General features: G+C 47.9%; 6 protein-coding genes (1 of these 6 cut by a window edge). All 6 read left to right on the top strand.

Annotated features, from left to right (window positions below; genetic code table 11):
* Tightly spaced (each overlapping or abutting the next), the 6 genes in view from CEX98_RS19120 to CEX98_RS19100 form a layout consistent with a single transcriptional unit that may run on beyond the window.
* Window positions 1-5245, top strand: partial view of a non-ribosomal peptide synthetase gene (locus CEX98_RS19120; protein ID WP_099643598.1) — the final stretch only. The gene continues 15917 nt to the left of window position 1, outside the view; 5245 of the gene's 21162 nt are visible here — the last part of the coding sequence; its start codon lies beyond the left edge, outside the window; it ends in the stop codon at window positions 5243-5245.
* Entirely contained in the window at window positions 5239-9324 is a 4086-nt protein-coding gene (locus CEX98_RS19115; RefSeq protein ID WP_099643597.1) for a type I polyketide synthase, read from the top strand. Before CEX98_RS19120 ends, CEX98_RS19115 begins: the two co-directional genes overlap by 7 nt.
* Entirely contained in the window at window positions 9324-10634 is a 1311-nt protein-coding gene (locus CEX98_RS19110; RefSeq protein WP_099643596.1) for an MFS transporter, read from the top strand. The genes CEX98_RS19115 and CEX98_RS19110 overlap by 1 nt, the downstream gene beginning before the upstream one ends.
* On the top strand, window positions 10634-11719 hold the full coding sequence (locus CEX98_RS22935) for a hypothetical protein (protein WP_172439806.1): 1086 nt from the start codon (window positions 10634-10636) through the stop codon (window positions 11717-11719). Before CEX98_RS19110 ends, CEX98_RS22935 begins: the two co-directional genes overlap by 1 nt.
* The gene (locus tag CEX98_RS19105) at window positions 11712-12872 is read left to right on the top strand and encodes an efflux RND transporter periplasmic adaptor subunit (protein WP_172439805.1); all 1161 of its coding nucleotides are present in this window, start codon (window positions 11712-11714) and stop codon (window positions 12870-12872) included. The genes CEX98_RS22935 and CEX98_RS19105 overlap by 8 nt, the downstream gene beginning before the upstream one ends.
* Window positions 12872-15958, top strand: coding sequence for an efflux RND transporter permease subunit (locus tag CEX98_RS19100; protein WP_099643594.1), 3087 nt, complete (start codon window positions 12872-12874; stop codon window positions 15956-15958). Before CEX98_RS19105 ends, CEX98_RS19100 begins: the two co-directional genes overlap by 1 nt.

The raw sequence follows: 15958 nt of genomic DNA, 5'->3' as shown, positions 1-15958 counted from the left end.
ATTCCAAGCGGTACTGTCCTATCAAGACTTAGCCTATGACGGCTTGGAGCTTGATGGTCTTGAGGTAAGCGCCATCGACCCACAATTGGACGTAGCTAAGTACGACTTGCTGCTCAATGTTACGCCTCAATCTGAGGGGACATGGCTGACAATGGAATATAGCAGTGCCTTATTCGATGAAAGCACAATTGCTGACATGATGTCTAACTTTACCGCGATATTAACGCGCATGTTGGCGCAGCCAACGGCACAGCTTGATAGCTTACCACTACTTAGTGATGAGGTGGCGAGTAAGGTGTGTGAGCTTTACCAGCGACCACGTCAGGACTTTATGTGCGATGAAACGACCCATGCCCGATTCGAACGGATCGCTGCGCAATATCCGCAACACATTGCGATTGTGTGTGAAGGACAATCAATCCGCTATCAAATGCTCAATCAACAAGCTAACCGTATTGCTTGGCAGTTAATTGAACGAGGCGTTACAGCGGGGAGTTTAGTGGGTGTCTGTGTAGATCGCTCAATCAATATGTTGATTGCTATCTTAGGTGTAATGAAGGCCGGTGGTGCTTATGTGCCGCTAGACCCAACACATCCGCAGCAGCGTATTGATTATATTGTTAATGATGCTGACCTTACGTTGGTTATTGGTGATGTCCAGTACAGCGGGCAATTTAGCACGGTCGAGTATCTCGATACGGCGATGACCATGATGTCTAGCCACAACAGCGACAACCCGCCGGTGCGTTGTCAACCTGAGGATTTAACCTATGTAATTTATACCTCAGGTTCTACCGGGACGCCTAAGGGCGTGCTACTAGAGCACCGCAATGTGGTGCGTCTGTTTGATGCAACCGCTACACGGATCCCAATTACTGAAAACGATGTGTGGAGTCTGTTCTCATCATGCACTTTTGATTTCTCGGTATGGGAGATCTGGGGGGCATTATTACATGGTGGCAAATTGGTGGTGGTGCCTTATGAAACAACACGCAACAGCGAAGCGTTCCATCAACTATTGTGTGAGCAAGGCGTCACTCAGTTAAGCCAAACTCCATCGGCATTTTTACAAGTGGTTCGAGAAAACCTACAAAGTAGTCAGCAACTGCCAGTGCGCCGCGTGGTACTTGGGGGGGAGGAAATCGATTTTACGGCGCTTCGAGGCTGGTTTGAGCGTTATCAAGATGACATTGAAATTATCAATATGTATGGGATCACCGAGATCACAGTACATGCAACCCATCGTCGCATTCAAGCTAGTGATGTGCTTGAGCAGACAGCCACTGCCAGCTTAATTGGTGATGGTATAGCCGATCTTGATATTTTGATTTTAGATGAACATCAACACTTAGTGCCTGTGGGCGTAGCAGGAGAGATCTATGTTGCAGGTGCTGGTCTGGCTCGTGGGTATCTCAACCTCCCAGAGCAAACCGCAGATCGCTTTATCACTGTCAATGGAGATCGCCTCTACCGCTCGGGTGATTTGGCACGGGTAACGGTTGATGGCGACTTGGAATACCTCGGCCGTTGCGATAACCAAGTAAAAATTCGTGGTTTTAGAATTGAGCTTGGTGAAATCGAGGCCTTGCTAAGTGACATGTCAAGCGTCGATGAAGCGCTGGTCATGGCGCACAAAGAGCCTCAGGGAGATACCGCTTTGGTGGCGTATATCATGGACAGTCAAGGTCGCGCGAGTGAACAGCAACTTCGAGCCGCGTTACAACAGCGTCTTCCTGAATATATGGTGCCTGCTTATTTTGTGATGATGGAAGCTTTCCCTCTGACTGCCAACGGCAAGGTCGACCGCCGTGCATTGCCTGAACCTAAGGCTGCATTGCAAGCTCGAGAGGGCGAATTGCCACAAACCAACTCTGAGCAGTTTGTCGCCCAAGTATTTGCTGAATTACTCGACTTAGAAGTGGTTTACCGAGACGACAACTTCTTTGAAATTGGTGGACACTCACTGTTAGCAACTCGTGTCATATCGCGCTTACAAAAGCAGTTCAATTACAAAATTGCCATGCGTGACTTTTTCCAAATGGCAACCGTTCGCGAACTGGCTGCTTTGGTTGGCCCTGACGAACCGCTTACGCAAGAAAAAACCGAGTTGGCAGAGTTACCTCAGGTGGAACGTCAAGCCGCGACTTTGATGCAGCAAAGCTTTTGGATTGCACAGAGCTTGCTAGGTGATAAGAGTGCTTACAACATGCCGCTGGCGTTATTGATTGAGGGAACCTATGACCTTGCTCGTATCGAGCACGCGGTTACTGCGCTTTGGCAGGGTCACAAAGCCTTACGTGTGTATCTAAAACAAGACACCCAAGGTCTTTGGCAGCATGCTCGTGAAGCGACCGCGCCTGTGCCCTTTGAAGTCATCAATTTAGGGCCAGATGAATCACTAATCGAACATGCGCAACAACTTGGTGCAGAACCCTTCAGCTTTGATGGAGATACGTTATTTAAAGTGGTATTGCTGACCAAAGGTGCGCAGGCGTGCTTACAATTTGTGGTCTCGCATTTAATCGCCGATGGTTGGTCACTGACCATTTTAGCTGAAGAGTTTATGGCTTTATACCAAGCCAAAAACACAACCATGATCAGTGGCTCAGACTACTGGCAGTATCAGGCATTGCCGCAAACGCAGCTTGAAGAAGGCTTAGACTGGTGGCGAGGTCATTTGGCTGCTGCACCGCAAAGTCACCAATTGCCGCTACAAATGGAGCGAGAGTTGAGCCGTCAACAAGGCGCAAGACGAGAGGTGGTATTAACTCAGGATGTCACTGACGATTTGACCCAACTGGCACAATCTCAAGGCATGTCTAGCTTTATGTTACTGCTTGCAGCTTGGCAGTTGGTACAGCATAAATTCACCGGAGAAACGGACTTAGTGACAGGTTTCCCTGTGTCAGGACGAGATGACGTGGCGTTTGAACGCACGGTTGGTTTGTTTGTGAATACGTTACCACTGCGCGGTCAGTTGGATCCTCAGCAGACGCTCCAGCAATTCTTGTCACAGGTGCGTGACAGTGCATTTGATGCGCTAGATCATCAAACCATACCACTGAGCCAAATTGTTGAAGCTGTTGCACCCGACCGCTTAGCTGGGATGAATCCACTGTTTCAGATCACTTTCTCGTTGCACAACTTGCCTTCGGATTCGGTCACATTAGACGGGTTAACTATCACTCCAGTTGAAAGTGAACCTGAGAGTGTAAAACTCGACTTATGCTGGTTTGTTCAGCATAGCGACGACGGCATGGTGATCCAACTTGAGTATGATGTTGATTTGTTTGAAGCCGGACTGATTGATAGCTTAATTGGTAGTTATGAATATGCATTAACGCAACTGTCGAGTTGGTTAGCAATGCCTATCAATGAGCTAAGTGTAGTTTCTCCTAAGCAACAGCAAAAACTTAGTCATTGGAGTCAAGTTGATGGTCAGTGGCCGCAAACCGCTACCTTACACGGAGAGTTTGAACGCCGCGCAGAAGCTTATCCCGATGCCGTTGCTGTTGAGGTGTTAAATGGCACCTCGCTGACATATCGCATGCTCGACGAAAAAGCCAATGGCTTAGCACGTGTTCTATTAGCTAGAGGCGTGCAAGTAGGTTCGAGGGTGGCGCTGTGCTTGCCGCGTAATGAACTCAGTGTGATTGCTGCCCTTGCTGTGTTGAAAGCGGGTGCTGCTTACATTGGGTTAGACCCTGAGTTACCAGCCGAACGTAGAGATTATATTTTATCAGACAGTGATGCTGACTTGTTGCTGTGTACCCAAGAAACTGCTCAGGCAGTGCAAGGGGAATGCTTATTTTTGGATGACTTTGAGCATATTATCGCGTCTGTAGAGCGGACAAATCCTCAAATCAAGGTTCGTTGCGACCAACTGGCTTATGTGATCTATACCTCGGGTACTACTGGGCGTCCTAAAGGCACATTGTTACAGCATAGTGCAGTCATGGGCTTTGCCCGTAATTCAGATAATTTACTGGATATTCAAGTTGGTACTCGGGTGTTGCAATTTGCTTCCATCGCCTTCGACTCTGCCGTATTAGAGTTTTGGGCGGCGTTAATGAATGGTGCAACTTTACTGTTAGCTGACAAAATGGCTGTTATGCCGGGCATTGCTTTGGCCCAAACCCTTGAAACCATGCAGGTAAATTTTGCCATCCTATTCCCATCGGTATTAGCCAATACTCCTGTTCATGCGTATCCAGCACTGCACACCATTTTAACTGCAGGTGAAGCGCCTTCCTATGCACTGTTGCAATCTTGGAGTGCACCAACGCGCCGCATTATTAATGCCTACGGCCCGAGTGAAACGGGGGTAGGTGTGTCATTGGGGGATTTTGATATTAGTCGCAATCGCAAACCGCACATGGGGGTCCCACGCCCAGGCAGTAAGTTGTTTGTATTGGATGACCAATTACAACCAGTGCCACCTGGGGCTGTTGGTACGCTATACATCGGCGGTCCATGTGTGGGGTTAGGTTATTGGCGCAAGCCAGACGTGACAGCCGCGCGGTTTACCACGCATCCAAGCCATGGCCGTTTGTATAACTCTGGCGACCTCGTGCGCTATGACGGCGACGGTAACTTGGTGTTTATTGGCCGTGCCGATAATCAGATAAAGCTGCGTGGTCACCGTGTTGAGCTTGAAGAAGTTGAAGCGGTACTGTGCAACTTAGCCGAAGTAAGCCAAGCCGCGGTGGTGCCGCAATACGAAGGCGAAACTGTCACAGCGCTCGCTGCATATATTGTAACCACAGCTCCAGCCGCACAAGTAAAAGCGCAATTGCAATCACTAGTACCGAGTTACATGGTGCCTCAGTTGTGGTGTGAACTTGCAGCTTTACCCACCGACGTCAACGGTAAGATCAAGCGCTCAGCCTTACCCGCTGCTGAGGTAGTGAGTTCTGGCCCAAGGCAACAGGCGAGTGGTCAGGTACAACAAACCTTAATGACACTCTGGCAGGAGATTTTGGGTCATAGCGACTTTGGAGTAACCGACAATTTCTTTGATGTTGGAGGTCAATCGATTCTCGCCACGCGATTACAAGCGGCGATAAATCAAGCATTCGAAAAAGAAGTTGAACTATTGGCCTTATTCAAACACACCACAATTTCGGCACAAGCCAGCTGGTTAAGTGATGAGACAGTTGCAGCTAAGCCCAAGCTAGGTAGTCAAGCTGGTAATAAACGACGCCAAGCGCGTCAACGTCAACGTAGAGGGAAAGAAACATGCTAAGCGAACCAACAACAATAACTGAGCTGGCAGAAGAATTGGAAGACAGTATTGCCATCATAGGTATGGCTGGACGTTTTCCTAAAGCTGAAAATATCGATGCCTTTTGGCAAACCTTATGTGCAGGTCAAAGTGGCATGACAGTGCATCAACTGAGCGCAGAAGAGCAAGCGCAATTGCCAAAGGATTGGGTGCCAGTAACACTGAATTTAGAGGGCGCCGCTGACTTTGATGCTAATTTATATAATTTGTCGGCTCGTGAAGCGGCCATGATTGACCCGCAACAACGTTGCTTTTTGGAAGTGTGCCAAACCGCTATGGAACACGCCGGATATGCACCGAGCCAAGTCGACGGCAAGGTTGGCGTATTTGCGGGAGTCAGTCCAAGCCAATACTTTATTGAAAATGTGATCCATCATGTCGACAGTCACAACGCCATGAGCTTGTTTTCTGGTAGCTTGCCAGACCAACTAGCAACTCGCGTAGCGTGGCATTTAAACCTCCGGGGGCCAGCAATGACGCTGGCAACGGCCTGCTCAACTTCGCTTACCGCTTTGTCTGTGGCGGTGCAACACCTTGAAAGCTTCCATTGTGATATGGCGCTGGTGGGGGGCAGTTCGCTTCAGTTAGGAGATGAAAAGGGCTACCAATACATAGAAGGCGCTATCTTTTCGCAAGATGGAATTTGCCGGCCATTTGATGAAAAAGCGTCAGGTACTTTGACCGGCAGTGGCGTTGCTGCGGTGGTGCTCAAACGCACCAAAGAGGCCCTTGAAGATGGTGACAACATAATTGCGGTGATCCGTTCCACAGCCCTAAATAATGATGGCAATGAGAAGGTCGGTTATACCGCGCCCAGCGAAAATGCACAGGCAGAATTGGTAATTGAAGCCATGACTGCCGCTGACTTACCTGTTGAGCAAGTTAAATTTGTAGAAGCACATGGAACAGCCACCAAGTTGGGGGATCCAATTGAGCTCAATGCGTTGAGTCGCGCCTATGAAGAGCTTGGTGCGACGGCGCAGCAAACCTATGTGGGGTCGCTAAAAACGAATTATGGCCACTTGGATGCGGCTGCGGGGATCGCGGGAGTCATCAAAGCGGCACTGGTATTGGATAAAGGCGTTATTCCACCGATGCCACATTTTGAACAGCCCAATCCTGCCTTTGCAATGCAGACCAGTCCACTGAGAGTAAACCAGCAAGCGGTTGCGTTAAATCAGCAAGAAACGCTATTGGCGGGAGTTAGCTCGTTTGGTATTGGTGGCACCAATGCCCACGTGGTGCTGCAGAATATGCCTGCTAAAACGCAAGCAACAGCGCAGCTTAATCCGTGGAGTTTTGTACCACTGAGCGCAAAATCAACGAAATCGTTGAGCGATTATAACCAAGCCGTTTTGGCGGAAGCTGAGCGCCGAGGCAATCTGTCTCGAGATTGCGTAAAAACCATGGTACATGGTCGCGAGCGTTATCCGCTGAGGCGTGCAGTGTTATTGCATCAAGGCGAAGTGTACGGACAGGTTGGTGAGCATCAAGCGCAACACCAAGCCAAAGTGGCGTTTATCTTCCCAGGGCAAGGAACCCAATTTGTACAAATGGGGATGGCGTTATATCGCAGTGAGCCTGAATATCGTCGTCACTTAGACCAAGTCGCAGCCTATGCGTTAAATCGCGGTGTAGACATTATTCAGCTATTACACAGTGATGACGCTCAGCTGGCCATCACCAAAAACACTCAGCCAGTATTGTTTGCTGTGGAATACAGTTTAGCTAAGCTGCTGGCTTATTATGGTATTCAGGCTGATGCTTATCTTGGGCATAGTCTAGGAGAGTGGGTCGCGGCTTGTCTTAGTGGGTTATTGTCGCTAGAAGATGCCCTTGGTGCCGTTATTGAACGGGCGAGATTAATGGATAGCATGCCCACAGGAGCGATGCTAAGTGTCTCGAAAAGTTGGCAAAGTATAGCGGATTTGATGCCAAGTGGTGTTGAGTTAGCCGTTGAAAACAGTCACGACACCTGTGTTATAGCGGGCAGTTTTGAGGCAATTCAGGAAGCCGAGTTAATCCTATCTGAAGAAGGACTTTCGCCAAAACGCCTAAAGACTTCTCATGCTTATCATAGTCAACAAATGGCTCCCATGTTAAGTGAATTTGAGCGTTATTTGACGACACTTAAGTTTACTCAACCTAGTACGCCTTGGATTTCAAATAGAAGCGGCGAGTGGGTCGATTTCGCAACAGCTGCAACGCCCCAGTATTGGAGTGAGCATGTAAGGCATACTGTGAAGTTCGCTGATGGTTTAGCCTTGCTTAAATCACAGCAGTATATTTGCGTAGAAGTAGGTCCTGGGCAGCTGTTCACACAGTTATTGAAGCGACAAGATTATCATTATGGTGCGGCAACCATTGGCAATGCAAAACAGCTTGGTCATGAACAGCAGTCGTTGCTGCGAGCGGTAGCTCAACTATGGACGTGCGGAGTTGAACCTAATTGGGACGTCATGTTGGGAGAAGGCGCTTATCAACGTCAAGTAATGCCAACCTATCCGTTTGAACGTAAAACCTATTGGTGGGGAGAAAAACGCTTAAGCCATACGGAAGTTGCTGCTTCTGTCACGCCAGAGCCTGAACCTCAAGCCCATGGACTCAGCCCTGAAGCACAGATCCTAAGTGTCTTTTCATCCTACTTTGACCGTGATGACCTTACCGTGGAGGACGACTACTTTAGTCTAGGTGGTGACTCTCTACTGTTAGTGAGTGTGTTGAAAGACATCAACAGTAAACTCGGTACCAGCTTAACACTCGATCAGTTCTTGCAAGCTCCTACGGCCAGTCAATTGAGTCAATTTGTTACAACGCAATCTGAGCAAAAGAATGAAACTGAACTCGCGCTCACTCTGAGTGAAACACTGCAACCTAATAATACCGATGTTCAGGTTGACGCTGCTTTTATCACTGGGTGTACTGGGTTTTGGGGGATCCACCTGCTGCAGCAATTGCTAGATTCGAGTAATAGCACTTTATATTGCTTAGTTCGAGCGGAAGACGAAAGTGCCGCAAGGCAAAGGTTGTATCAAACTGCTAGGCATTATGGATTGCCGCTACAGATCGCCAGCTCGCGGATCAAGGTCATCATCGGTGATATCTGTGAACCTTTATTTGGTCTGCCGTTAGAGGCGTTCGAGGCATTAAGCCAACAGGTAAGCAAAATATACCATCTGGCAGCTTCTGTTAACCATTTCTATGGTGTTGAGTCATTGCGCGCTGCAAATATTGATAGCGTAACAACTTGCTTGCAATTGGCCGCTCAAGGGCCGAAAAAGCGGCTTATTTTCGCCTCTTCCATTTCAGTCTACTCCAACACGGCTTATGTGGGCGAAACCCAAGTTACCGAGCAACCTGAACTGTTAACTGGCGAATTTAGTTCTGGATATGGGCACAGTAAGTGGGCGGCAGAGCAGTTGATCTGGCAGGCTAAAGCACGTGGATTTGATACGCTTGTCTTGCGAGCAGGTAACATTACCGGTCCTCAAGAAAGCGGGCAATGCAATGAAAAAGATGCGATTTGGGCATTGGTCAAAGGTTGTATTCAAGTGTCAGCTTATCCTCGTTCAGCGGCAGGATTGTATGTTGATATGTTACCGGTTGACCAAGCTTGCGCTATCACTCATGCATTGGCTGAACATGCACCTGCAGGCTCGGTATATCACTTAGTACCACATAATTTATTGACCTTCCACGACCTAGCCGAGCAAGCCAGAGCATTAGGTTATCCACTGCAAATTCTCGATGACACACTTTGGGCGAAACGGGTAACCCAGATGCTGACAGAAGCGCAGCAGCGTCCGCTATATCGTATGTTGCAGGCGCAAGAGGAAGAAGCAGAGGTCAATAAGCAGCTTCGTTTTAATAACGACTTGCTCTGTGAAACGTTACAAAAGCAGCATCACAGCCTACCAGAAATTAGCGCAGGTACGGTAAACCGTTACATCCAAAGACTGATGGAACGTGGATTTTTACCCTGTGTAACTGAACTTAACAATCAAGAAAAAAGTGCAGCAGTACTGACTGAGGAAGAATAATGGACGAGCAAAAAAGCACCACAAAAAAGCAAGGATTAGGTAGAGACTTTTGGATTTACCGATTGGGACAAAGCCTCTCATTGGTTGGTGATGCCGTGGGCATGCTGGCGTTAGGTTGGTGGATCCTAGAAAAAACCGGATCAGCTGCCGTGATGGGCACTATGTTGGCCATTCCTATGGCGATAGGGGTTGTCCTAACCCCACTATTTGGTCCCATCGGAGACCGTTACAGCCGTAAGCATGTGATTGCCTTGAGTGACATAATTCGCGCGATCGTGTTTGTCGCTTTGGCGGCCTGTGTGATGTTTGATCACTTTGATAAAGCACTGCTAGTTGCCTTGTTCACTGTGAACACCACCGCTGGGGCGCTCTTTAGCAGCTCGTCTCGCAGTATTGTTGCTCAGCTAGTCGATAAAGCGTTACTCAAAGAGGCCATCAATAAAACAGAGGGTATCAACGCGATGGCGGGGATCGTTGGTGGCCTGCTCGGCGGCGCATTAGTATCTGTGTTTGGTGTGATGGTGGCGTTTTGGGTCAATACGGCGACTTTCTTGGTGGCGATGATTTGCTCACTGCTGATCCGCGCTAACACAAAAGCCAGCGAGAGCAGTGGTGTGATGGGAGTGAAAACTTGGTGGAATGCAGTATTAGAGGGATTCAGAGTGGTGTTTCAAGTACGTATACTGCTTGGTTTGTCATTGATTGTCATGTTTATCAATTTCACCGTTGCGCCATTGGAAGTACTGGTTCCTTACCTAGTGAAAGAAGTGGAGCAATTGCCAGCTTGGTACGTGGGCTTGCTTGAGTCAGGACTGGCAGTCGGCAGTATTTTAGGTGTGGTGTTGTTCGGTTTTATTGCCCAAAAAGTGTCGTTAGACCGCATTATGCTATTTGCATTTTTACTCCTAGGTGTGTGTATCGGCTCCATGGCATTTAACATTCACATTTACCAAGTACTTGTTTCATTGACGCTAATTGGTTTGGCGACTGTATGGGCAAACGTGGTTCTGTCTTCGCAAGTGATGGCTTCCGTGCCAGATATTCTGCGCTCAAGAATCGGCGCAACACTTGGATTTATGGGTAAAGGGATTGAGCCTGTCAGCATGTCTGCGGTCGGGATAAGTGTGGATCAAGTGGGCTTTTCAACCACATTATTGGCGTTAGGAGCTGTTGCATTAGTGGTTGCACCTTGCCTGTATTTATTGCCGCATTTTAAAACCTTTATGCGCTTGGAAGCCGAACAAGCGAGTGACTTTTTAAAAACTAGCTATCCCGCATTGGATAAAGCCGTTAAAGCAGGAGGTATCTAATGTTATCAGCACGTCGTCAAACTCAGCTTAATCACCTCATTGCTGCTCAGTTTGCAAGCCATGAAGGAATGCAGTACCAAGAGCTTGGAAACGGGGACATTCACGTTGCTTATGAAGTGACATGGCCACAACAGCCCGCAATGGTGGTTAAGTTTAGAAAGCGGTTTCCATATGGCGAAGTAGAGAGCCATTCAGCGTCGTTGATTGCCGGAGAATATAAAGGCACGCAATTGTTTTATCAAGCGCTTGCAGGTAGTGAGTTGGCAGTTCCTCAGTGCTATCAAAGTGGCCAGTTAGACGGTCAATTTTGGGTTATAGAGTCAAAATTAGAACAGGCTGTGGCCTTTGCCGATTTTACTTCTGAGCAAGCTCATCAGGCAGGTTGTACGTTGGCGCGAGCTTTACTCAGCGCTTATAAAAAGCCAGCGCCTTGTGACGGTATGGGCAAGTTACTTTTGACCACTGAAGGCGGTTTACAGGGCCAAAATGAAACCGCACAGCAGCTTCAGTATCAATTTGAAAAACAACGCTTTATCAATCTTATTAAAGAAATAAGCGTAGAAGCAGAAGCGGCGGCATTAATTGAAGCGCTAACGCTGAGTTATGAGCTGCAAGCGTTACATGAATGGCCACTGACGTTGGTAAATGAAGATATTCATCCAGAAAATTTGGTGTTACAGCACAATGGACAACTTGCGGTAATGGACCCGCAAGTGTCTATCGATTCAGGACTGCGGTTTTTAGCGCACTTTTGGCTTAACTGTGCATACTTTTGGCCGCTCCTTCTAGGCGACAACATGACACAGCAGGATGAGCAAGCTTGGGTCGCGAACTTAGCGCCATTAGGGGAAGGGTTTTTGCAAACCTGCATCACCCAGCATGTACCAAAAGCTGCGTTTTATGCTGAGGCGTTCTTACGTCAGTTATATCTTTTATGGCGTCACCAAGAGTATGTCTGTGGTCGTTCGGAGCAAGGTTCCGACACCGTACTTGGTTCAGTTCACGAGGCTCGCGCGCGGATCCCTGCGTTACTTAATCAATTACAAGCGCTGTCGGTATTACTGCTGGAGGCGCACCATGAATAAGCTGAAAACGGTTGCCTTGTCAGGTGCAATTTTGGTTTTTGGTGTGGTCGCTTTCGTTGGACTAAGCGCCCAAGATGAGCCGGATGTCGTTGAACCACAGCAACAGCTGCCCGTCGTAAGTGCCATCACAGTGCAAGAAGTGGAAGCACCGATCACCCTAACGACTCGAGGTCGAGTTGAACCTTTGTATCACACTCAGCTGGCGGCGGAGGTGAGTGGTCGGATCGAAGAAGTGGCTGCCGAGTTTAACGACGGCGACTTGGTCAGCAATCAAGGCGCGTTGCTCAGTATTGAACAGCACAGTTATCATGCCGCACTGTTAAAAGCAAAAGCTGAACTGAGCCGCACTCAAGCTGAGTACACTTTGATCGAAGCGCAAGCCAAGGTCGCAGAGCAAGAGTGGCGAGGTGTCACAGGTCAAACACCTTCCGATCTAGCGCTTTATAAGCCGCAACTAGCCAGAGAGCTGGCAAACATTGAAGCTGCTAAGGCAGACTTGCTGATTGCCCAAAGAGACTTAAACAAAACGGTGATTAGAGCACCATTTAATGCCGTTGTTGCCACGCGCTCGGTGGGGCTGGGTCAATATGTCGAACAAGGAGACGTGTTAGGGCAGTTAATGAGCACAGATATCGCACAGATCCGACTACCGCTAAGCGTTGCTCAGCTAAAGCGTGCACCATCGCTCATTGGAAAGCGAGTTGAACTTACTTCATCGCTGAGTAAAAAACGCTATGGCGAAATTGTACGTATTGAAAACACCACGGGCGAACATGCGGTAAATCACGTGGTGGTACGTGTTATGGATCCGTTAGCCTTACATTCAGACCTAGATGCGCTGCGATTTGGTGATTATGTAATAGCAAAGATAGAGCTTGAGCAGAGCGTCCGTCACACAGCGATCCCAGCTCGATTTTTACGTCAAGGCAGTGCGTGGGTTGTAGATGGCGAAGGCCGTTTACATCAAAGGCAATTAACCGTTAAAAACTTCTATGAAGATCAGGCATTAATTTCGGCTGGGTTGGAAGCGGGTGATCGCTTGATAGTGACTCCATTGCAAAACCCAGTTGTTGGGATGCAAGTTGAAGTCAGACAAACCTCATCAGGTGATCAGTGGGTGCAGACGGCTACACCGAACAAGGAGATGCAGTGATGCTTCGCAACGTGATTGCTTGGTTTATTAAAAACCCTATCGCCGTCAATTTACTGATGTTGTTTTTATTGATTGGCGGCGCGTTATCGTTTTTGTCTATTAATAAGCAGTTATTGCCACTTGAGCCCAATCAGCAAATTGAGATCATCGTTGAGTATCCAGGAGCATCGGCAGCTGAAGTAAAAATTGGGGTGACCGAAAAAATAGAGAATGCACTGCAAGGGTTACCTGAGGTACGCCGAATGGTGGGGCTCAGCAACAAAGAGTTGGCCCGAGTTCGTTTGACCTTGAGTGACGATAGTGATGCGCAACAATTGTTAGCCCGTGTGAAGCGTGAAATTGACGCGTTATCAACACTCCCCAGCGGCATTGAACGTCCTGTGATTGAATATATACCGCCGCGCCATACTGTTATGTTTTTAGCCTTGTACGGCAGTGCAGATCAAAAAAATCTCAAAATGGCGGCAGCCAAGCTACAACGGGAACTCTTGCTGTTACCTGAGGTGCAATATGTTGATCATGACAGTGGTCGCGATTTTGAGGTCAGTATTGAAGTAGACCCTGATGCACTAAGGCGTTACGGCCTAACCATGACGCAATTGAGCGAACGGATCAATGCTTATTCAATAAATCAAACGGGTGGTTTTATCCGCAATGAACAGGGTGAAATCACAGTGCGAATGGAGAATCAGGCATACCGCTCAGGTGAATTTGCGACGATCCCAGTACTTACTTTACCCAGCGGTGCCACGGTGCTGCTTGGAGAAGTTGCCACTGTAAACGACACCTTGGCGGATGGGGCTTTTTTTGCAAGCTTTGATGGTAAACCGGCTCGTATTTTCCAAATCAGTGCCGCCCCAGAGCAAGATATCGCGGTCGTATCAGAGGCGGTTAAACGCTATCTAGCTACGCATTCAGCGTCATTAGAAGCTGGCTTAACGGCGACCGCTTGGCTCGACTTTAATTACTATGTTGAAGGTCGCTTGGACATGATGATGGAAAACCTGCTTGCCGGTGCCTTGTTAGTTTTTGTGGTCTTGAGTTTATTTTTACGTCCTCGTATTGCCATGTGGGTAATGGCTGGGATCCCCATTAGCTATCTTGGCACTATGATGCTGCTGCCCATGGAAAGTGTATCGGTAACGCTTAATTTAATGAGCATGTTTGGCTTTATTTTGGTGTTGGGGATCGTAGTAGACGACGCCATCGTGGTGTCTGAAAGTGTCTATCACGAATGTGAGAGCGCAGGCTATCAACACGCCAGCGTAATAAAAGGAGTTGAAAAAGTGTCGGTCGCGACGGTATTTGGCGTACTCACCACCGTTACTGCATTTTTACCGCTGCTGTTTGTAGAAGGAGAATCAAGAGAGTTGTTTCGCAGTATTGGGTTCGTTGTGGTGTTCGCTATGTTGTTTTCAATCATCGAATCTAAATTGATCTTACCGGCTCACCTTGCTGCGATAGGTCCAAAAAAGCGGGTGACTCCTGTGATCGATAAATTACGCCACACCATTGCGGTTGGTATGCAATCGTTTATTCGTGGCGTATACGAACCGGTTTTGCGAGCTTTGCTACCAAAACGTTGGCCTGTGGTCAGTGCGTTTTTGGCGTTATTTATGGTTGCAATGGGTATGCTCTCAGGTGGTCATGTAAAGTGGATTGGAGATGCCCGAGTTCCTCATGATTTCCCTTCAATTCAACTTCGGATGGAAAGTACAGCCTCCGAAGCCATGACGGTAGAGGCGATACGAGCTTTTGAACAAACCGTGTTAGATGTTGATAAGTCGCTGGCTTCACAATATGGCCAAGGTATGGTGGCCCACACTGCGGTGATCCTTGATGGTCCGCAAAATGCGGAGTTATACGTTAAGTTGGTAGATGATGAGGCGAGAAAATTAGACACTTTTGCATTGGCAAAGCTTTGGAGGCAAGCGCTTCCCAATATGCCAGGGTTAAAAGAGTACCGGATCCAAGAAACACTAGATGGCGACCCTGAATCGCGAGATATTCAGATCAATGTAGTGGGGGAAGCCCCTTTGCAAGTCGATGCTGCCGCTAAGCAACTAGAGCATAAGCTAAACGCCTTGTCTGCGGTTTATGATGTGACAAACAGTCAAAGCAACATGGATATAGAGGTTCGGTTAGCATTAAATGAAATGGGACAGAACCTAGGTCTCACACCAGAGATGTTGATGTCTCAGGTTACCACTGCAATTTATGGTATTGAGGTACAGCGAGTACTAAGAGATAGCTTTGAAGTTAAGGTGATGCTCAAGTATCCGCAAGACTATCGTGCTCAACTACACCAGCTCGATAACATATACATTCACCTAGATGATGGGACTGAATTGTTGTTTACGGACGTAGCCAACTATCAGTTGATCCAGGCGCCCACTGAAATTCGCTCCGATAACGGCAGGCAAAATGTTGTCTTAATGGCCTCAGTGGACCCGCTGCTAGCGGATCCAGATGATATCTCTGATTTGTTAGAGCAGAGCATTCTCGCTGAGCTATCAGCTGAGTTTCCGGGACTGACATTTAACCTAAACGGTGAGCTCAAAGAGCAACAAGGCAGAATGTCTCGTCAAGCGGTGCTATTCCTATTATCGCTTTTTGGTATTTACGCATTATTGGCCATTCCACTGCGCTCCTATAAAAAACCCCTATTGATTTTGAGTGTCCTGCCATTTTGCTTCGTTGGTGCCGTATTTGGGCATTGGATAATGGGACTAGGTATGAGCGTGATGTCGCTATTTGGCGTGATTGCAGCACTTGGTGTTGCGGTCAATGACGCCTTGATTTTGTTGGTGGCCCATTCAAAACCGGGTAGTCGCATTGTGCAAGTGGCTAGTCAGCGTTTTATGGCCATTACCTTAACGTCGTTGACGACATTTATCGGCCTATTGCCGTTAATGTTTGAGACAGATTTACAAGCACACATGGTGATCCCAATGGCGGTGTCTTTAGCATTTGGGGTGATAGCCAGTTCTTTTGCAACATTATTTATGTTGCCTGTACTACTAAAAAGCGCGGCAGTAAAACACAATAAATCGACTATCGCTGCTGCAAATTTTGACTTGGGTTAA

The organism is Pseudoalteromonas piscicida, assembly GCF_002744175.1.
Classification (GTDB): Bacteria; Pseudomonadota; Gammaproteobacteria; order Enterobacterales; family Alteromonadaceae; genus Pseudoalteromonas; species Pseudoalteromonas piscicida_B.
The sequence above is the reverse complement of the archived record's forward strand: the minus strand, read 5'-3'. Positions and strand labels throughout refer to the sequence as shown.